Consider the following 17,478-nt stretch of genomic DNA (forward strand, 5'->3'; position numbering starts at 1 on the left):
ATGCGCGGCAAAACGGCAAATTTCGTGAACACGGCAGTGCGAGAGAAAAAAACAGACGAGGAGCTGGGTCAGGAAAACCTGAACGCGGTCATCCGGCAACATTCCGAATGGCTGGCCAGCCAGTTGCATGCCCAGCGTGAAAACCTTTTTCCGCCCGACGCGCACAAGGCCATGCGCAAGTTCACCTCGGGCGAGGCTGCCGCGCTTCTGGATGTGAATGATAGCTATCTGCGCAAGCTGCATCTGGACGGCAAGGGTCCTTCGCCTGAGATGACGGCCGGCAATCGCCGTATGTATTCCGTGCAGGATATCCAGGAACTGCGGGAACTTCTGGAGAGAACAGCCCGGAACCCCGGGGATTACCTGCCGGGTCGCCAGCCTGGCGACAAGCTGCAGATCATCGGCGTGATGAACTTCAAGGGAGGGTCCGGCAAGACGACGACCTCGGCCCATCTGGCGCAACGGCTGGCCTTGAAGGGCTATCGCGTGCTGGCCATCGATCTGGACCCGCAGGCGTCGATGACGGCCTTGCACGGGGTGCAGCCGGAATATGACCTCCAAGACGGCGGGACGCTTTACGACGCGATCCGCTATGAGGACCCTGCCCCGATCCAGGACGTGATCCGCAAGACCTACCTGCCGAATCTCGACCTCATCCCCGGCAACCTGGAGCTGATGGAATTCGAGCATGAAACGCCTCGGGCCTTGGCGCAGGGCAATGCCGGACTGTTCTTTTTTCGTGTGAAGGAGGCCTTGGCGCAGGTCGATCCCGATTACGATGTCGTGGTCATCGACTGCCCGCCCCAGCTGGGGTTTCTAACGATGTCGGCCCTGTCGGCAGCAACCGGGGTTCTGGTCACGATCCACCCGGAAATGCTGGATGTCATGTCCATGAGCCAGTTCCTCCGAATGACGGCCGACCTAATGGACGTGATCGCCGAAAGCGGCGCGGACATGTCGCATGATTGGATGCGCTATCTGCTGACCCGTTACGAGCCGACGGATGCCCCGCAGAACCGGATCGTGGCCTTTCTGCGCACGATGTACGGCGACAAGGTGCTGAATGCGCCGATGCTGAAGTCCACCGCCATTTCGGATGCGGGGCTGACGAAGCAGACACTTTACGAGGTCGATCGATCAGCCTTCACGCGATCCACCTATGATCGGGCGATCGAAAGCCTGAACGCCGTCAATGACGAGATCGCGCAGCTGATCCAGCAGACATGGGGGCGCAGATGAGCGACAGCAAGAAGCGGCGCATGTCGATGCTAGACACCCTAGCCCAGGGTGCAGCAGCCGCGCCGCCGTCGATGATGTCGAACAACCGCGCGCTGCGTTCAGCACGCGATGCCGTGGACAGCCACCGGATCTGGGAATTGGATCCAGAGCAGATCATAGATAGCCGGGCCATCGACCGCATGGACCCTCAGGATGTGGGGGATCTACGCGCCTCGATCGAGTCTGTGGGTCAGACAGTGCCGATCCTGGTCCGCCGCGATCCGGCAGACCCGGACCGCTATCTGCTGGTCTATGGGCGCAGGCGGCTGGAAGCTGTGCGTGGATCGGACAAGGTCACTAAGATCCGCGCGATGATCGCGTCTATGGATGATGGTGCTGCTATCCGCGCCCAAGCATCCGAGAATACCGGCCGCCGCGACCTAAGCTTTATCGAGCGCGCGATGTTTGCCCAGCAACTGGCCGAGAGTAATTTTGGCACGCAGGCCCAGATCGCAGAAATCCTGAACGTGACCAAATCGGCAATTTCGATGTTCCTGGCCGTCGTGCGAAGCGTGGGTGCCGACCTTGCTCTGGCGATCGGCCCTGCCCATGGCACGGGCCGCCCCCGATGGGAGGCCTTGGCCACCGCGTTGAACGAGACGGAGGCGGACCGCGCTGAACTGGTCGATCTTGCGACACGGGTCAGGGCGCAGACCGATCCTGATATTGCCGATCCCTCGGTTACAGCGTTTGAAGCGGTAACCCGCCGTTTACGAAAGATGGCCACCCTGCCCCGCCCGACATCAGGAGATTCGAATGTCCTGACCATCGATGGCAAGCCCGCTGGCAAGATTGTCAGGACAAAGGCCGGAGTCCGGCTGGACATCAGGGTCGAGGACGCGACATTCGCGGAATGGCTGCAATCCGAGGCAGCCGGTGCGATCGAGGAACTTCACGCCCGCTGGAAGAAGCGCGGCTGAGTGCAAGACAGGTATAACAGCAAGGAGGCACGACCCAGCCAAAGAAAAGGTCCCGCAAAGCACGAAACCTTACGAGACCCTTTGATCGTAGCACATTAAAGGTAATCGCCGTCGGAAGCCTCTGCAAGTCCCTTCGTGACTTGCAGCGCGGGATTTCTTTGTCTTCGTGAACGAAAAATGACTTATCACGCCATAACGCCGTTCCGGCGACCGGTGGATGCTGACCGCGTTCGCCGCCACGCGACGCTGATGCGGTCTGCGGTCGGGGAAAGCGTCAACAAGTGGGCCATATTGCGCGATCTGGTGGCGGGACGCGATGCCTTTGGGGTTTCGGATCGCGACTTGACGGTCCTGCAGGCGCTGGTCAGCTTCCATCCTGGCAATGACCTGGATGATCCTGCAAGGTTGATCGTTCACCCCTCGAACGCCACGATCTGCGAGCGGCTCAACGGGATGCCCTGTTCGACCATGCGCCGTCACCTTTCCCGTTTGGTAGAGGTCGGTCTGATCCTTCGTAATGACAGTCCTAATGGGAAGCGATACGTCCGTCGGAGTTCCTTTGGCGAACAACGCTTCGGCTTTGACCTGTCCCCCTTGTTGCAGCGTGCCGGCGACATCCGGGCGGCTGCCCAGCAGGCGCGCGACACCGCAGCAGCAATCGCAGCTCTGCGCAGCGACATTAGCCTGATGCGGCGCGACGTAATCGGACTCCTCGACCTGGCCGAGAGGCAGGGAAGCCCCCTACCCCACAGAGACCACTACCAAGACCTCGTGGCCCTGACAGCCCGCGTCCTTCGCCGCAGGCTTGATACGGCAAAACTTGCTGCCTTGCGCACTGAACTCGCCACCATACTTCGTGATATCCAGACCCAGATCACGAATTGCCAGGCAGATGATGTGAGCATCAGGGGCAGCCAAAATGAGCAGCACCATCAGAGATCAAATAAAGAAGAATCTGAATCTGAATGCCATGAAGAAAAAGACTTGTGCTTACCGCGTTCTGGCCAAGCCCAAAGCTTGAGCTTGAGCGTGATTTTGTCAGCTTGCTTTGACATCGTGCAGCTGAGTACCCATGACATTAAAGACTGGTCTGGTCTGATCCATGCCGCCGATCAGGTTAGCCCGATGATGGGGATTGAACCGTCGGTATGGTCTCGGGCAAAGCGGAGAATGGGAGCCATTTGTGCAGCAGCAACCCTTGCGGCTATTCTACAGCGGTTCTCTCAAATACGCTCGCCGGGAGCTTATTTGCAGACACTCGCTACCAAGGCCGAGGCAGGCCAGTTTTCGGTCGTCCGAATGATAGAGGCAATTACTCGTCAGGATAGGCCAAAGTTCACAGCTGTGAACTGTTAGTCAAATGCAGCATGGCTTGACATACATGTCGCGCGGCTCTGAAATCGGACTGTTGGGCTGGACTTCATCACCACAGCCAGGGAACAAAAGAAAAGCGCCATCGCATCTGCCGACACAGGCCAACTCCCGCGACAGATCCTCGATCCGATGCACTACAAAATGCACCACCTCGCCCTCTCTCTGGATGCGGCCCTGTACAGCGATCATGCTGGCCCCCAGGACGATCCGACGATGCGCCTCGAAAACCTTCGCCCAGACCACGACGTTGGCGACGCCTGTCTCGTCCTCCAGCGTGATGAACATCACCCCCTTGGCTGACCCCGGGCGCTGGCGCACTAGCACCAGGCCTGCGGTGGCGCACCAGCGGCGATCCCGGCTGGCCATGGCCTCGGCGCAGGTGATGACCCTCCGCTCCCCTAGTCTCCCCCGCAGAAACGAGACGGGGTGCCGGCGCAGGCTGAGGCCGGTATGGCCATAGTCCTCGACCACCTCGCGGCCCAGAGTCATCGGCCGGAGTGTAACATTTGGTTCTTCGGCCTCTGCTCTGGTCTCGTCGTTCCGCCACTCGGGTATCCTTGCGTTCCCTTCCCCTCGTGCTTCGCCTTCCTGCTGCTCCGATGCCTGCCGTGCCGCGGCAAAAAGCGGCAGCTCCTCCGGCCCAAGCCCCTTGATGGCCCAGAGCGCCTCACGGCGGCTGAGCCCGAGCGAGGGGCAGAACCCATCCGCCTCGGCGATGCGGGTCAGGGCTGCGATCGGCACCAGGACCCGGCGCCAGAGTTCCTCGACCGAGGCAAAGGGCTGATCGGCCCGCGCCGCGACGAGGGCGGCGGCATGGCTGTTCGCCAGCCCCTTGATCATCCGCAGCCCGAGGCGGACGGCAAAGCGGCTTCCCTCGTCGCCCGGCCGTCCGGTTGGTTCCAGCGTGCAGTCCCATCGGGAGGCGTTCACGCAGACGGGCCGGATCTCGACACCGTGCTCCTGCGCGTCGCGGACGATCTGCGCAGGCGCATAGAAGCCCATCGGCTGGCTGTTCAGAAGTGCCGCGCAGAAGGCATCGGGGTGCCAGCACTTCAGCCAGGCCGAGGCATAGGCGACGAGCGCAAAGCTTGCCGCGTGGCTTTCGGGAAAGCCGTAAGAGCCGAAGCCCTCAAGCTGGCGGAAGGTGCGCTCGGCGAAGTCGGGATCGTAGCCGCGCGCGACCATGCCGGAGACGAGCTTGTCCTTGAAAGCCGAGACCCCGCCGGTGAACTTGAAGGTGGCCATGGACTTCCTGAGCATGTCTGCCTCGCCGGGGGTGAAGCCTGCGCACTCGATGGCGACCCGCATGGCCTGTTCCTGGAAGAGCGGCACGCCCAGGGTCTTGCCCAGCACCTTCTCCAGCTCCGGAGTGGGATACTCCACCGGCTCCAGCCCCTCCCGTCTGCGCAGATAGGGATGGACCATGTCGCCCTGGATGGGGCCGGGCCGCACGATCGCCACCTGCACCACCAGGTCATAGTAGGTCCGGGGCTTCATCCGCGGCAGCATGGCCATCTGCGCCCGGCTCTCGATCTGGAAGGTGCCGAGCGTGTCGGCCTTGCGGATCATCGCATAGGTGCGCGGGTCCTCGGGCGGAATGGTGGCGAGGTCATAGGAGACGCCCTTGTGCTCCTCGATCAGCGCCAGCCCCTTGGCCATGCAGGTGAGCATGCCGAGCGCCAGCACATCGACCTTCATGAACCTCAATGCGTCGATGTCGTCCTTGTCCCATTCGATGATCTGCCGGTCTTCCATGGCGGCAGGCTCGATCGGCACCAGATCATCGAGGCGATCCTGGGTCAGGACGAACCCGCCCGGATGCTGTGACAGGTGCCGGGGAAAGCCCATGAGCTGGCGGGCCAGCTCCAGGGTGAGCCGCAGCCGCCGGTCGGAGGGGTCGAGGTTCAGTTCCCTGATCTGCGCCTCGCTTACGCCTTCCTCGGACCAGGCCCAGATCTGGCCGGAGAGGGTCTGGATAAGGTCCTCGGGCAGGCCCATGGCCTTGCCGACATCGCGCAGCGCGCCCTTGGCACGGTAGCGGATCACCGTGGCGCAGAGCGCGGCGCGATCCCGGCCGTAGGTCCGGTAGACCCACTGGATCACCTCCTCGCGGCGCTCGTGCTCGAAGTCGACATCGATGTCAGGCGGCTCGTGGCGTTCCTCGGACACGAAGCGCTCGAAGAGGAGATCGTTGCGGCCCGGATCGATGGCGGTGATGCCCAGCACATAGCACACGGCCGAGTTCGCAGCCGAGCCCCGGCCCTGGCAGAGAATGTTCCGCGAGCGGGCAAAGCGGACGATGGAATGGACCGTCAGGAAGTAGGGGGCATAGGACAGCTTGCCGATCAGGCGCAATTCATGGGCCAGTGACGCCTTCACCTCATCGGGGACTCCCTCGGGATAGCGGGATGCCGCCCCTTCCCACGTCAGCCGCTCCAGCGTCTCCTGCGGGGTGAGGGTCGGATCGTCCCGTTCCTCGGGATACTGGTAGCGGAGTTCATCCAGCGAGAAGCGGCAGCGGGACACGATCTCCGCCGTCCGGGCCAGGGCCTCCGGGTAGCGCGAGAAGAGCCGGTGCATCTCGGCGGGCGGCTTCAGATATCGGTCGGCATGGCGCTCGCGGTGAAAGCCCAGGGCTTCGACTGTCACAGTGTGGCGGATGGCGGTGACCACGTCCTGGAGGATGCGGCGGGAGGGCTCGTGGTAGAGCACGTCATTGGTGACGACCGTCGGCACCCGCAGCTGCGCAGCCATGATCGACAATTCATGCAGCCGGAGCTGGTCATTGGGACGGCGGCGCAGGGTCAGGGCGAGGTAGGCGCGGTCACCGAAGACATCGCGCAGCCGGCGCAGGCGCAGGGCGCCCGTGTCATCGGCCATGTCAGGCACCAGCACCGCGATCAGCCCCTCGGCATGCTCAGCGACATCGGACCACTCGAGATGGCACTTGCCCTTGCCGGCGCGGGACTTGCCCAAGGTGAGCAAGCGGCAGAGCCGGCCATAGCCCACCCGGTCCATCGGGTAGACCAGCAGCGCCATCCCGCAGGCGAGATCGAGCCTGCAGCCCACCACCAGCCGGACATCGGTGGCCTTGGCCGCCTCCCAGGCCCGAACGATGCCCGCCAGCGTGTTGCGGTCGGTCACGGCCAGGGCCTCGATCCCCATCATCGCCGCCGTGGCAAACAGTTCCTCGGCCGAGGAGGCGCCGCGCAAAAAGGAGAAGGGCGAGGTCACCTGCAGCTCGGCATAGCGCGGCCTGGTCATCCGATGACACCGTTCATCCGAACACCCCGTGCAGGAACCAGCGGTGCGAGCCGGTCTCGGCATGCTCGCCGTCGCCTGCCCGAAACACCCAGTAGCGCTCCCCGGTCTCGTCCTCGATGCGGAAGTAGTCCCGCACGGCGATCATCTCAGCATCGCGCTTCCACCATTCGCCGAAGACCCGCTCGGGTCCGTCGGCACGGGCCACCTTGCGGCGGATGCCCCGCCAGGTGATGGAAACCGGCGGGTGATCGGGCAGGAGTGCCATGGTCTCGATCGGCTCGGGCCGGGGCAGCAGGCGGGTGGGCCGCGGCCAGTGATCGGGCCAGCCGGCGCCGACAGGCTCGGACAAGGGCGCGACGCGGGTCACGGAGCGTTCAGGGACGTCGCTCGCCACAGGCGCCATCCGGTAGACGCCGCGTGCGCCCACGCGGTTCGCCAGCACATCGACGAGACCGGAGAGATCCGGGGCAGGGGCCTCCAGCAGGGAGCTGACTACTTGCCGCGCCTCCAGGGGCTCGACCATCACAGCCGTCAGCGACAGGATCTCGATGCCAAAACCCGGCGCAATGGTCTCGATCTTCTCGCAAAGGAGCCGGGTCAGCCGCTGCGGGTCGCGCTGCGGGCGGGCTAGACCCACGCGGACGGTCTGGACATGGGCATCGACCCGCCAGCAGAGGAGATCGAGCCTGCGGGCGCCGAGGCCGCGCTCCTCAAGCGCAGCGCAGAGCTGGACCACCAGCTTGCCGAGGTAGCGGGCGATGGTCTCGGCGGCGGCAATGGGTTCGGCAAAGGAGCGACGCACCTCGACAAGCTCCGACGGGCGCAGCGGCTCGATCGGCTCGGAGGCACGGCCCAAGGCCTGATCAAGCCTGCGGACAAGGTCGGGGCCGAAGCGCCGGGTCAGGGGCGCGCGGGGCTGATGGAGGAGATCGCCGATGCAGACAAAGCCCAGGGTGCGGAGGCTCGCAAGCGTCGCGGGCGGCATCCGCAGGGCCGAGAGGGGGAGGGGGCTCAGCAGCGCCTCGGCTGTGCCCGGCTCGGCCACATGCATCGGCGCTGCAACATGCCGGGCCAGGGCATGAGCGGCGCCCCAGGTGTCGGCGACAGCGGCGCGGGCGGTGACGCCCGACATCACCAACCGGCCGATCAGTGTCTCGAGCATCGCCCCCTCGCCGCCATGGAGATGATCGGCGCCGGTGGAGTCGATCACCAGCCCGTCAGGCGGATCGACCGCCACAATGGGCGAGACCCTCTGCAGCACCCAGAGCGCCAGCCGTTCCAAGGAGGCGGCATCGGCTGCCGGATCATGGGGCATCACCTGCAGGTCCGGGACCATTGCCTGCGCCTTGCTCACCGGCATGCCGACCGAGAGCCCCAAGCCTTGGGCCACAGCACAGGCCGCCGTGACCAGCCGGCGGCTGCCGACGCGGCCCGCGAGCACCAGCGGCCGCGCGTCCGAGCCAGGTGCTGCCTCAGGCGCCGACCGCCTGAGCCGGTCGATCGGCCAGAGCGGCAGGGTGACCGAGATGACCCGTGCCATCACACGCCTCCAGTTCGATATCGAGACTTTCACCCGCCCGCGCCCGGATCAGCTCGATGAGCCAGCGGGCCCGGCCGAGACCGGGGACCGGCAAGGGGGCGGAAGGCAGGACCGAGATGCGCCAGCGGGTCATCGCCGCGGTGGGCTGGCCGAAGTCATAGGCCTCCTGCTGGCGGCGCCAGCGTCTGAGCGCGATGCCGGTGGTGCCCGATCCCTTGGCCGCCAGATGCAGCCGGCGCGAGGCGGTCATCGGCAGCCGGGCAACATCGGCCACGACCGCGCCAAGGCCGCCATGGCGCAGGCCTTCCTCCATGCAGGCCAGCACCGAGACATCGTCACCGGCCTCGACATAGATCACCCGGTCGGGACCCAGGCCCGCCTGCTCGAGGCCTGGCGCAAAGAGATCGGCTTGCGTCACGCACCAGAGCACCTCTCCCGGCAGCCGCGCGGCAATGCCGGCGGCAAAGCAGGAGGCTGCTGCGCCATCCACCGCGCCGTTGCCGCCGCCTGCCACCTCGTGCAGGCAGCCAAGCGCCAGACCGCCACCAGGCAGGCGGCGATCAAGATCCGGCACACCGAAGGGCAGCACCCCGCGGGTTGGTCCACCTTCGCCCTCCATGGCCGCGATCTGCTCGCGCAGGGCAGCTAGGGCAGGATTGAAGGACCGGGCGGGCATGACCAGAAGGGCTCCGAGGCAGTTGAGGACAAACAGAATCGTTCTTGTTTTGTTCCATTATTGCAGAAACTGTCAATCCGGGGCAAGGCAGTCTTCTGGGGATATCTCGTCCGCCTAGTTGCGTTATGCTGTTGAAAACCGCAGAGTCTGCGATGTGCTGGTGTGGACGGCTTTTCATCCCAGCATGTTGTTGTGGCGACCCCTCGTGGCGCCATCATCGTCACATGGCCGGACTGACGCGCGACGGGCATGCGATGACAACACGAACTGCCCATGCAACCAGTTATCCAGCCATCTCCCGGGGCACGCATCGGCGTCATCTCCGACACCCATAGTCTGCTCCGCCCCGAGGCGCTGGAGGCTCTCGAAGGCGTCGACCGCATTCTGCACGCGGGCGATATCGGCGATCCCACCCATCTTGAAGCGCTGGCGCGCATCGCCCCGGTGACGGCAATCCGCGGCAACATCGACCGCGGCCTTTGGGCCAAGACCCTGCCCGAGACGGCGAGCCTTACGATCTGCGGCCTGCGGATCCACATGATCCATGACCGCAAGGCCCTGCAGGCTGATCCGCGAGCCGAGGGGTGGGACGTCGTGATCTCGGGCCATTCCCACAAGCCCGGCATCGAGGAAACCGGCAGCGCCCTGTGGCTGAACCCTGGCGCAGCCGGCCCCCGCCGCTTTCGCCTGCCGATCACGCTGGCTTTCCTGTGGGAAGAGGCCGGCCGCCGTAACCACCCGATTTCCACCGCCTGCCTGAGCGTGGGGCTGACCGGCTAAGACACGTGCGTAGCGACGTCGTTAACGACGTGTCTTATGCGGGGCTTTCGATGCGTGGTGACATTCTGGGTCTGGAACGGCGGCGTCGCTGGAGCGACGAGGAGAAACTCGGGATCGTGCTGTCGGTCGGGGTGGAGGGCGCGACGGTGACGCAAGTGGCGCAGCGCTATGAGGTGACCCGACAGCAGATCTATGCCTGGCGGCATGAGCTGAAGAAGAAGGGGCTGCTTTCCCCCTTTCCGGAGACCCTGTTCCTGCCGGTGGAGTTGAACGCGCCCGCCGAATTGGCGGTGCCTTCCTTGGCTGAAGATTTGACGCCGCAACGCCCCGCCCTGATTGAGCTTCAGCTGGCCAATGGCCGGTGCCTGCGCTTTGACCCGATGCTGGACACGACCACGCTGACGCGGTTGATCCGGGTGGTGGAGGCGGCATGATCGGGCCCGGCACCGGTGTCCGGGTTTATCTGGCCTGCGGGGTGACCGACATGCGCAACTATGCGGCGACCATAATTATGCGGAGTCGAGGACGTTGACGTGCGCATTTCCGGGTCTCACGACATCTGTCGACTCCACATAACTAGGCTATCGCGCAGCGAGCATTGCGATCAATTTGTCCGGCGGGCGGAATTTGCCTGGCTTGATGCCGAGCGGCGCCAAAGCGTCGAGCATCTCGAGTTTTTCGGCCGGATCAGCGCGCAAGTAGATCTCGGTGCTCTGGAGAGTGGCATGACCAAGCCACAGTGCTACCTTGCGGATATCCCGGGTGGCCTGAAGCATGTGCATCGCGCAGCTATGCCGCAGAACATGAGGCGATATTGACTTGGCGGTAAGCGAGGGCACGACGTTCGCAGCTACCGCGGTGTGCTTTGCCAGGATATATTCGAAGCCGGCGCGCGTCATCGCCCGGCCGGCCTTGTTGAGGAAGAGCGCGGTGTCGCCATCCTTGGGTCTGACCGCGACCCAGGCCCGGATCGCGCCGGCGGTCTCCTGCCAGAGTGGCAGCACGCGCTCCCGCCGTCCCTTCCCGATAATATGGATGCTGGCCGGCGACCGTCCCTCGAACTGGTCGAGGGCGAGACCCACCAGTTCGGAAACGCGCAGCCCGCCGGCGAAGGCGAGATGCAGCATGGCGCGATCGCGAATGCCCGATGATGTCCTCCGATCCGGTGCGTCGAGCAGCGCTTGAACTTCGGCGCGCGAAAGGGAAGCGATCAGCGCCTCGTCGACCTTCTTCATTGGAATGGCGTGCACCCGAAGGGCCTGATCGAGAACCGCGGGGACGCGGTGCTCGAGATAGCGGAAGAAGGACTTCACGGCCGCCAGCCTTGCGTTGCGCGAACGGGCCTTGTTGCCGCGCGCCTCCTCGACATGTTCGAGAAAGGCAAGGATCATCGGCACGTCGAGGTCCTCGATCTGCAGCAGGCAAGGCCTCTTGCGCAATCGTCGCGCGGCGAACGTCACCAGCAGCTGGAAGCTATAGGCATAGGCATCGCAGGTATGCACGCTGGCGCGTCGTTCGCGGGGAAGGTGCTCGCGAAGGAACGCGGTGAGGTGCGGGGCGAGCTGGGTCATGCCGGCACTCTCCGATGCAAGGCCTCGCCGGCCGCCGCCATGTGCGCCATCAGCTCGGGCGTCGCCTCAAGATACCAGTAAGTATCGGTCACATGGGCGTGCCCCAGATAGGTGCTCAGGGCGGTGATATGCCGGGCTACCGCCTGGGCATCGTGCGCACAGCGTTCGAGAGAGCGAACGGCGAATGTGTGACGAAGATCGTGGATCCGTGGTCCTTGCGATCCTGGAGTGCCGCGCAAGCCGATCGATCGAATGATTTGCAGGAAGACAGTTATCACGGTCGGATAGAGGGGCGGCGTTCCCTGATGCGAAATGAAGAGTGCATCGCTCTGGCTCGAGGCCTTCAGGCGAATGGCGAGGTATCCGTCCAAGGCGCGCCGGGTCGTTGAATGGAGCGGCAGCAACCGGCTCTTTTTGAACTTGGTCTGGGCAATGATTAGCCCATCGTCGGTCACGTCCGGCAGCCGAATGGCGAGCGCCTCCGAAACGCGCATGCCGGTCGCCGCGATCAGCCCGAACATCGTGGCGTAGGTGATCGGTCGGATCGAACCGTCGGGACCAAGGCGATGCGCGGCATCGATCAGCCGTCGGATGTCGCGGGGATCGTAGACATAGGGTGTGCGGCGCCGGTGACTGGCGCGACCGAAGAGGTCAGCCGAGGGCACCTCATGGCTCGGATCTTCGGCATGCAGCGCGAGCGCGAAGCGGCGCACCGTCAGCAGACGGTTGCGTCGTTGCTCGGGCGATGGTGCCTGCAGTGCCCACTCGCGCACGGTCGCCGTCGTGACGACACGCTCCCCGCGATGCTCGGCGAAGGCGACAAAGTTGCGCAGCAGGATGCCCGGGGTCCGGAACTTGAATCCCAGTGCACGGTGCAGCGCTGCATGATCGGCGAGGAGTTGACTCAGCATGCCAGCTCCCCCGGCCAGGGCTGGGCAATCTGTTCCAGCATCGCAATGTCGACCTTGGCGTAATGCGCGGTCATATCGAGCGAACGATGACGCAGCACCGTGCCGACAGCCTCGAGCGTGGCGCCCGAGCGCAGCATCGAGGTCGCCGCAGAGTGACGCAGCAGGCTGGCTCCGGTCGATGGAGCATCGGAAATGCCCGCCCGCTTCAGCGCTAGTGCTACGATCGTGGAGATGTGGCTGGACTGCGAGAATGATCGGTAGGGTGCGACCATCATGAGAAAGACCGCCTCTTGATCCACGCGCGGCCGTTCCTGCTCGATGTAGGCGAGGATCGCATCGCCGACGTCCTGCGGGAGCGGCAGCCGAACCTGCCGGCGCGCTTTGCCACTCAAGCGCAGCATGCCAGACGTCCAATCGAGATCGCTGAGTCTGAGTCCAGCGACATCCCCGGCCCGCAGCCCCAGACGTGCGAGCAGGAGCAGGATCGCACGGTCCCGTAGGCGCCCCCTGGTAAGTTGATCGCAGGATGCAACGACGCGTTCGAGATCGGCGGCAGCAAGATACCGTGGCAAAGACGAAAGGCGCCATTGCACGACCGGCGGGATGGCGTGATCAAGGTTGGGGCGACAGAGGCCGGCACCCGCGAGGAAACGAAGATAGCTGCGCAAGGTGCTCGTTACGGTCCGCAGGTTCGCCGGCCCGGTTCGCTCGCGCCACTCGCGGACAACATTACGGACTAGGGCGGCATCATAGTCGTGGGTCGCCGTGCCAAGTTCCGACAACAACTTATGCAGGTGGCAAAGATGGCGGGCGATCGTCCGTTCCGACAGTCCCCGGTGGACACGCAGCCAGTTCCGATAATCGTCAAGCAGAGGATAGGTCGAGGCGACCTTCACGGATGGGTGCGCGACACCTTTCCTTTGCAGGAAAACAACGAACCGCCCGGCTCGGCGCGAATATTTTGATGAAACCCGCAGCCATCGCCGCCCACCAGGACATCCACACCGATGTTCGGCAAAGCGACGAACGACATCGTCACCAATGTCATCGATCGCGATACCTGCGCTACCAAGCCAAGCCGCAAAATGACGCGCCGAGGCCGTGTAGCCTTCAATCGTCAGCGGCGTATATCTCTGAGCGGCAAGCTCGGCCGCGAACTGATCGATCCACGACGACAACGGTCCCGGATCGAGGAACCAGTGATTACGACTATTGGCATCCATCTTTGCTCTCCTCACGATGATGAACCATCGCAAGGGAACATAATTATGCGGAGTAAAAGCCTGCTCTCTGGCTACCTAGGCATCTATAAAAACAACCTAATCTATAGATCGGCAACGCCAACTCCGCATAATTATGGTCGCCGCATAGTTCCTGTTATGTGGTGCACCACATAACCGCAAGGGCATCGAGGGGTTGGCAGCCCTGGCGCAGGATCAGCTGCGCCAGAAGCCGACAGGCGGTGCGGTGTTTGCGTTCCGCGGTCGGCGAGGCGACAGATTGAAGCTCTTGTATTGGGATGGCCAGGGCTTCTGCCTTTACTACAAGGTTCTGGAACGCGGGCGCTTTCCCTGGCCGAGCAGCAAGGACGGGACTGCACGTCTGACATCGGCGCAGATGGCCATGCTGTGGGAGGGAATTGACTGGAGGCGGCCGGACTGGGGTGCGCCACCGGCCCGGGTCGGCTGATTATCTTTTTGTAATTACGTGTTTTTGTAGTGTTCAACATAGGGACATGGTATCCATCCCCATGTCCAGAATGGCCACGCCACTGCCCAATGATCCTGCCGCCTTGAAGGCGATCATTGCCGCGTTGCAGGCAGAAAATAAGAAGATGACCGCCAGCTTGCGCGCGCATGACCTGCTGGTTCAGGGGCTGCGCGTTCGGATTGCCAAATTGCAAAAGCAGAAGTTCGGAGCCAGTTCGGAAAAGATCGAACGCGAGATCGAGCAGCTGGAACTGGCGCTGGAAGACCTGCAGCTGGCTCTGGCCGAGGCCAATGACCCGTCGCCCGCTGCCGAGGAGGGGCCGGACACGGAAGCACAGGCTCCGGAGCCGGCTGAACCCCAGGAAACCAAACGCCGCCGCCCGAAGGTCTCGAAGGACACGCCGCGCGAACGGCGCACGTATGATCCCGGCGAGAATTGCCCCGATTGCGGTGGCGATCTGCGGGTGATCGGTGAGGATGTCAGCGAACTGATCGACATGATTGCCGCGCAGTTGAAGGTCATCGAGATCGCGCGCATCAAGAAGTCCTGCCGGCGCTGCGAGAAGATCGTCCAGGTCCCGGCACCCAGCCGGCCGATCCCGCGAAGCATGGCGGGACCGAACCTGCTCGCCTATGTCCTGGTCTCGAAGTTCGACGATCATGTGCCGCTCTACAGGCAGAACGAGATCTTTGCCCGGATGGGCGCCGATATCGCCGACACGACGCTCGTGGACTGGTGCGGCGGGGCGATGAAAGCCCTGGCGCCGCTGATCGAAAAGATCGAGGCCGAGATCATGGCCAGCAATCTGCTCCATGCCGATGACACGCCCATCCGGGTCCTCGATCGCAGCAAGAGCGACAAGGGGCTCGGCAAGGGTGTCAGGAAGGGCAGGATCTGGGCTTATGTCCGCGATCAGCGCCCTTGGGCAGGCCAGGCCCCGCCCGGTGCGGTGTATCAGTTCGCCCCGGACTGGAAGGAAGACCATGTCCTCGGCCATCTGGGCCAGGCCGGCGGCATTCTTCAAGCAGATGGCTACAAGGGCTATGCCAAGCTCTATGCCCCCGATCTGGAGGGCAAGAGCCAGTTCCGCGAGGCCGCCTGCTGGGCGCATCTGCGCCGTGACTTCCATGATGTCTGGACATCGACGAAATCCGAGATCGCGCGCGAGGCGCTCGACCGGATCGGTAAGTTCTACGACATCGAGCGCGCCATCAGCGGCAAGCCCGCCGAGCTGCGGCTGGCGGTGCGCCAGAAGGAAACCAGGCCCAAGATCGACGCCTTCCGGGACTGGGCCGAAAAGCAGCTGACGCGCATCCCGGGCAAAAGCGATCTGGCCAAGGCCTTCCGCTATGGGCTGAGCCGCTGGTCTGCCCTCACGCTGTTCCTCGAGGACGGGCGCGTGGCCATCGACAACAATGCGGCCGAGCGTGCCCTGAGGCCAATTGGTGTCGGCAGACGGAACTGGCTATTCGCAGGCTCGGATGCGGGCGGCGAAACGCTCGCCCGCGCCCTGACCGTCATTGAAACGGCAAAGATGAACGGGCTCGATCCGCAGGCCTATCTTGCCGATGTCCTGGACCGCATCCACGATCACATGAACACCCGTCTCGGCGAATTGCTGCCCTGGAACTGGACGCCAATGGGCACAATCAAGACCGAGGCCGCGTAAACAGCGCCCGGAAGAGTTCCTCGGACTGCCTCAGGCCCTCATCGGTCAGGACAACCGACTTGGCCTTGTTGACCGGATCGGCAATCAGGCCCCTCGCATGCAACCGCTCCAAGGCGTCCCAGTCAAAGCCCTTCCACGCCCGCCGCTCGTCATGCAGCGTCAACCACATCAGCGCCAGAACGGCATCGTCTATCTTGTCCCGATCAATCTCCATGGACCGAGCCTACCACGGAGAGCCGTAGCGCGAGACACAACATCATCAACGCCTGTCAATGAAAAATGGCCGCGGTGCAAACCGGGTGGTTACCGGCCGCCCCCGCGCCATGATCCATCCCTTGCCGGTCTGACCTGCTTCCGCCCGGACAGGGCCACCTATGTTGTCAGCTTCGTGCCTCATCCGAGTGCAGGCGGCCCTAAGCTGCCGATCAAGCTACGCCGAAGCTGCACTGTGGCGTTCTCCGGAGCGGCCGTTCGTTAGCGACACAATATCTCAATTCGGGCGCTGCCTGACTGCACTTAGAGTATTGCACCATGCAGCCGCACGGGACAGGAGCAAAGGCTTGTAGCGGCGGCGCAGCGGACTCTCTGGTCGGCTGCTCTGGTGACCGCCCACTTAGTCAGCACCAAGCCAGTACAGGGCCTAGATAGCTGCTTGCTGCATTGTAGGTCATCTTGATAGAGAACTGATATCTAAGAGAAGAACGACGCGGCTTTGTGATACGAGCACTGTTTAAAAAAGCGCGAAAAGGCCGCGATCGAATGACGTTGTACCTTAACTTTGGCGATGCGAGGGATCAAATTGGCTTTCGATAGGTATGTTCCGCTTCGATCGAGAAGCATCGCCATCAACGAATTCAACGATCGACAGACTGAGATAAACGAGCACTTCTGGTCGTTCGTCGTGATGGCGGAAAATGCTCGATATCTTGCTAGAGAGGCGCAGAAAATTGATTCTAAGACTTCGACGGCAACTCTATTCCACGCTAATGGTCCGAATGTCTCTCGAATTCCTCAAACTGTCGAGGGATGGCTAAAGGCTAACGATGCGCTTGGCAACTGGCTTCGTCTGTCTGCTTTAGTTTCAGCTGTGGCTTTCCACGAAGCATATCTTAGCAGGATAATTCGAACTGCCTTGATGTCTGATCCTCTCTGTCGCTTTGGGGCCTCACGCGATCTGGATGGAACTGTCCTCCTCAAACGCGGCGTAGAGATTGACTTCGCAGCCGACCAAAAGTTGCTCACTCGGAACGATTGGAGTGCACGAGCTGCCAACTTTAAGCGTATCTTTGGTGTCACAGATACCTCGAAAATGTTTCCAGTGGCAAAGCTCGAGAAGATGAGGGAACTTCGAAATCAGTTCGCCCATGGTTTCGGTCGATCCCTCGATGTGCCTGAGCCTTCAGATCTGCTAGATCGGCTTTCAGGAACGATTTCTCAAGCTACACTTCTAACTTATCTCGGGGTTCTTGCGAAATCAGCAGGCGCTATAGATAATTATTTGATGGCAAAATGCATAGGCTCATTCGAGGTTCTCCACATGTACCACGGCTGGAGGACCGACAACGCATCCAAGAATGCTCGCGATTTTAAAAAACACCTGATCGCCAACGGATTTCCAAACGCCAATGTCAATTACTGCAAAGGATTAATATCTTTCTATGAAAATATATAACAGAGGTGGAATTGGAGCTTCACATCATCTTTTAAAGAAACAATTTATGCCGCCCGTTGTCACAGCGACGATAGCCGGCTGCCAGTAAAATGATCTACGACGTAGGAGCCGAT

15 protein-coding genes are annotated in these 17,478 nt (G+C 62.8%); 8 read left to right on the forward strand and 7 right to left on the reverse strand.

The annotated features are described in order from the left end of the window. From repA to repC, 3 genes are all read left to right on the forward strand, one after another. Window positions 1-1,239, forward strand: a complete 1,239-nt coding sequence (repA, locus tag FIU66_RS14905) for a plasmid partitioning protein RepA (protein ID WP_240544802.1) — start codon at window positions 1-3, stop codon at window positions 1,237-1,239. Beyond that, a complete protein-coding gene (repB, locus tag FIU66_RS14910; RefSeq protein ID WP_167623708.1) occupies window positions 1,236-2,198 on the forward strand; it encodes a plasmid partitioning protein RepB in 963 nt (320 codons plus the stop codon). Before repA ends, repB begins: the two co-directional genes overlap by 4 nt. A 177-nt stretch (window positions 2,199-2,375) precedes the next feature. Beyond that, window positions 2,376-3,554, forward strand: a complete 1,179-nt coding sequence (gene repC, locus FIU66_RS14915) for a plasmid replication protein RepC (protein ID WP_167623709.1) — start codon at window positions 2,376-2,378, stop codon at window positions 3,552-3,554. On the opposite strand, the gene FIU66_RS14920 is transcribed toward repC, so the two are convergent. Genes FIU66_RS14920 through FIU66_RS14930 form a run of 3 tightly spaced genes read right to left on the reverse strand, consistent with a single transcriptional unit; the run spans window position 3,555 to window position 9,052 of the window. Beyond that, window positions 3,555-6,836 carry an error-prone DNA polymerase gene (locus FIU66_RS14920; protein WP_167623710.1) on the reverse strand — a complete coding sequence of 1,094 codons (3,282 nt, stop codon included), beginning with the start codon at window positions 6,834-6,836 and terminating at the stop codon, window positions 3,555-3,557. It abuts the gene before it with no gap. Between the two features lie 13 nt (window positions 6,837-6,849). Further along, window positions 6,850-8,376 (reverse strand): DNA polymerase Y family protein, encoded by a 1,527-nt coding sequence (locus tag FIU66_RS14925; protein WP_167623711.1) that lies wholly within the window; start codon window positions 8,374-8,376, stop codon window positions 6,850-6,852. Beyond that, window positions 8,309-9,052: an ImuA family protein gene (locus FIU66_RS14930; RefSeq protein WP_167623712.1), complete on the reverse strand. Its 744-nt coding sequence runs from the start codon at window positions 9,050-9,052 to the stop codon at window positions 8,309-8,311. Before FIU66_RS14930 ends, FIU66_RS14925 begins: the two co-directional genes overlap by 68 nt. Window positions 9,053-9,325: 273 nt before the next feature. Between FIU66_RS14930 and FIU66_RS14935 the strand changes: the two genes are divergently transcribed. Continuing rightward, window positions 9,326-9,832 carry a metallophosphoesterase family protein gene (locus FIU66_RS14935; RefSeq protein WP_167623713.1) on the forward strand — a complete coding sequence of 169 codons (507 nt, stop codon included), beginning with the start codon at window positions 9,326-9,328 and terminating at the stop codon, window positions 9,830-9,832. Window positions 9,833-9,882: 50 nt separating this feature from the next. After that, a complete protein-coding gene (locus FIU66_RS14940) occupies window positions 9,883-10,266 on the forward strand; it encodes a transposase (RefSeq protein WP_167623714.1) in 384 nt (127 codons plus the stop codon). 147 nt (window positions 10,267-10,413) lie between these two features. Here the strand turns inward: FIU66_RS14940 and FIU66_RS14945 are convergent, their stop codons facing one another. Genes FIU66_RS14945 through FIU66_RS14955 form a run of 3 tightly spaced genes read right to left on the reverse strand, consistent with a single transcriptional unit; the run spans window position 10,414 to window position 13,537 of the window. After that, window positions 10,414-11,403 carry a tyrosine-type recombinase/integrase gene (locus tag FIU66_RS14945; protein ID WP_167621668.1) on the reverse strand — a complete coding sequence of 330 codons (990 nt, stop codon included), beginning with the start codon at window positions 11,401-11,403 and terminating at the stop codon, window positions 10,414-10,416. Next, on the reverse strand, window positions 11,400-12,314 hold the full coding sequence (locus tag FIU66_RS14950; RefSeq protein ID WP_167621669.1) for a tyrosine-type recombinase/integrase: 915 nt from the start codon (window positions 12,312-12,314) through the stop codon (window positions 11,400-11,402). Before FIU66_RS14950 ends, FIU66_RS14945 begins: the two co-directional genes overlap by 4 nt. Next, window positions 12,308-13,537, reverse strand: coding sequence for a tyrosine-type recombinase/integrase (locus FIU66_RS14955; RefSeq protein ID WP_167621670.1), 1,230 nt, complete (start codon window positions 13,535-13,537; stop codon window positions 12,308-12,310). The genes FIU66_RS14950 and FIU66_RS14955 overlap by 7 nt, the downstream gene beginning before the upstream one ends. A 151-nt stretch (window positions 13,538-13,688) precedes the next feature. Between FIU66_RS14955 and tnpB the strand changes: the two genes are divergently transcribed. Together tnpB and FIU66_RS14965 are read left to right on the forward strand one after the other, a co-directional pair. Then, on the forward strand, window positions 13,689-14,003 hold the full coding sequence (gene tnpB, locus FIU66_RS14960) for an IS66 family insertion sequence element accessory protein TnpB (RefSeq protein ID WP_167623862.1): 315 nt from the start codon (window positions 13,689-13,691) through the stop codon (window positions 14,001-14,003). Window positions 14,004-14,064: 61 nt separating this feature from the next. Continuing rightward, entirely contained in the window at window positions 14,065-15,693 is a 1,629-nt protein-coding gene (locus FIU66_RS14965) for an IS66 family transposase (RefSeq protein ID WP_167623863.1), read from the forward strand. On the opposite strand, the gene FIU66_RS14970 is transcribed toward FIU66_RS14965, so the two are convergent. Beyond that, window positions 15,674-15,907, reverse strand: a complete 234-nt coding sequence (locus FIU66_RS14970) for a DUF6429 family protein (protein ID WP_167623715.1) — start codon at window positions 15,905-15,907, stop codon at window positions 15,674-15,676. The two genes, FIU66_RS14965 and FIU66_RS14970, sit on opposite strands and share 20 nt — an antisense overlap. Before the next feature lie 585 nt (window positions 15,908-16,492). On the opposite strand from FIU66_RS14970, the gene FIU66_RS14975 reads away from it, so the two are divergent. Next, on the forward strand, window positions 16,493-17,365 hold the full coding sequence (locus FIU66_RS14975) for a hypothetical protein (protein ID WP_167623716.1): 873 nt from the start codon (window positions 16,493-16,495) through the stop codon (window positions 17,363-17,365). Window positions 17,366-17,478: the final 113 nt, after the last annotated feature.

The organism is Paracoccus sp. AK26 (assembly GCF_011801365.1).
In the GTDB taxonomy this organism is placed as follows: domain Bacteria; phylum Pseudomonadota; class Alphaproteobacteria; order Rhodobacterales; family Rhodobacteraceae; genus Paracoccus; species Paracoccus aerius.

Excerpts from the sequence above, each read along its gene's own strand:
- repA (WP_240544802.1), top strand. The coding sequence starts at position 1 with ATGCGCGGCAAAACGGCAAATTTCGTGAACACGGCAGTGCGAGAGAAA.
- repB (WP_167623708.1), top strand. The coding sequence starts at position 1,236 with ATGAGCGACAGCAAGAAGCGGCGCATGTCGATGCTAGACACCCTAGCC.
- repC (WP_167623709.1), top strand. The coding sequence starts at position 2,376 with ATGACTTATCACGCCATAACGCCGTTCCGGCGACCGGTGGATGCTGAC.
- FIU66_RS14920 (WP_167623710.1), bottom strand. The coding sequence starts at position 6,836 with ATGACCAGGCCGCGCTATGCCGAGCTGCAGGTGACCTCGCCCTTCTCC.
- FIU66_RS14925 (WP_167623711.1), bottom strand. The coding sequence starts at position 8,376 with ATGGCACGGGTCATCTCGGTCACCCTGCCGCTCTGGCCGATCGACCGG.
- FIU66_RS14930 (WP_167623712.1), bottom strand. The coding sequence starts at position 9,052 with ATGCCCGCCCGGTCCTTCAATCCTGCCCTAGCTGCCCTGCGCGAGCAG.
- FIU66_RS14935 (WP_167623713.1), top strand. The coding sequence starts at position 9,326 with ATGCAACCAGTTATCCAGCCATCTCCCGGGGCACGCATCGGCGTCATC.
- FIU66_RS14940 (WP_167623714.1), top strand. The coding sequence starts at position 9,883 with ATGCGTGGTGACATTCTGGGTCTGGAACGGCGGCGTCGCTGGAGCGAC.
- FIU66_RS14945 (WP_167621668.1), bottom strand. The coding sequence starts at position 11,403 with ATGACCCAGCTCGCCCCGCACCTCACCGCGTTCCTTCGCGAGCACCTT.
- FIU66_RS14950 (WP_167621669.1), bottom strand. The coding sequence starts at position 12,314 with ATGCTGAGTCAACTCCTCGCCGATCATGCAGCGCTGCACCGTGCACTG.
- FIU66_RS14955 (WP_167621670.1), bottom strand. The coding sequence starts at position 13,537 with ATGGATGCCAATAGTCGTAATCACTGGTTCCTCGATCCGGGACCGTTG.
- FIU66_RS14965 (WP_167623863.1), top strand. The coding sequence starts at position 14,065 with ATGTCCAGAATGGCCACGCCACTGCCCAATGATCCTGCCGCCTTGAAG.
- FIU66_RS14970 (WP_167623715.1), bottom strand. The coding sequence starts at position 15,907 with ATGGAGATTGATCGGGACAAGATAGACGATGCCGTTCTGGCGCTGATG.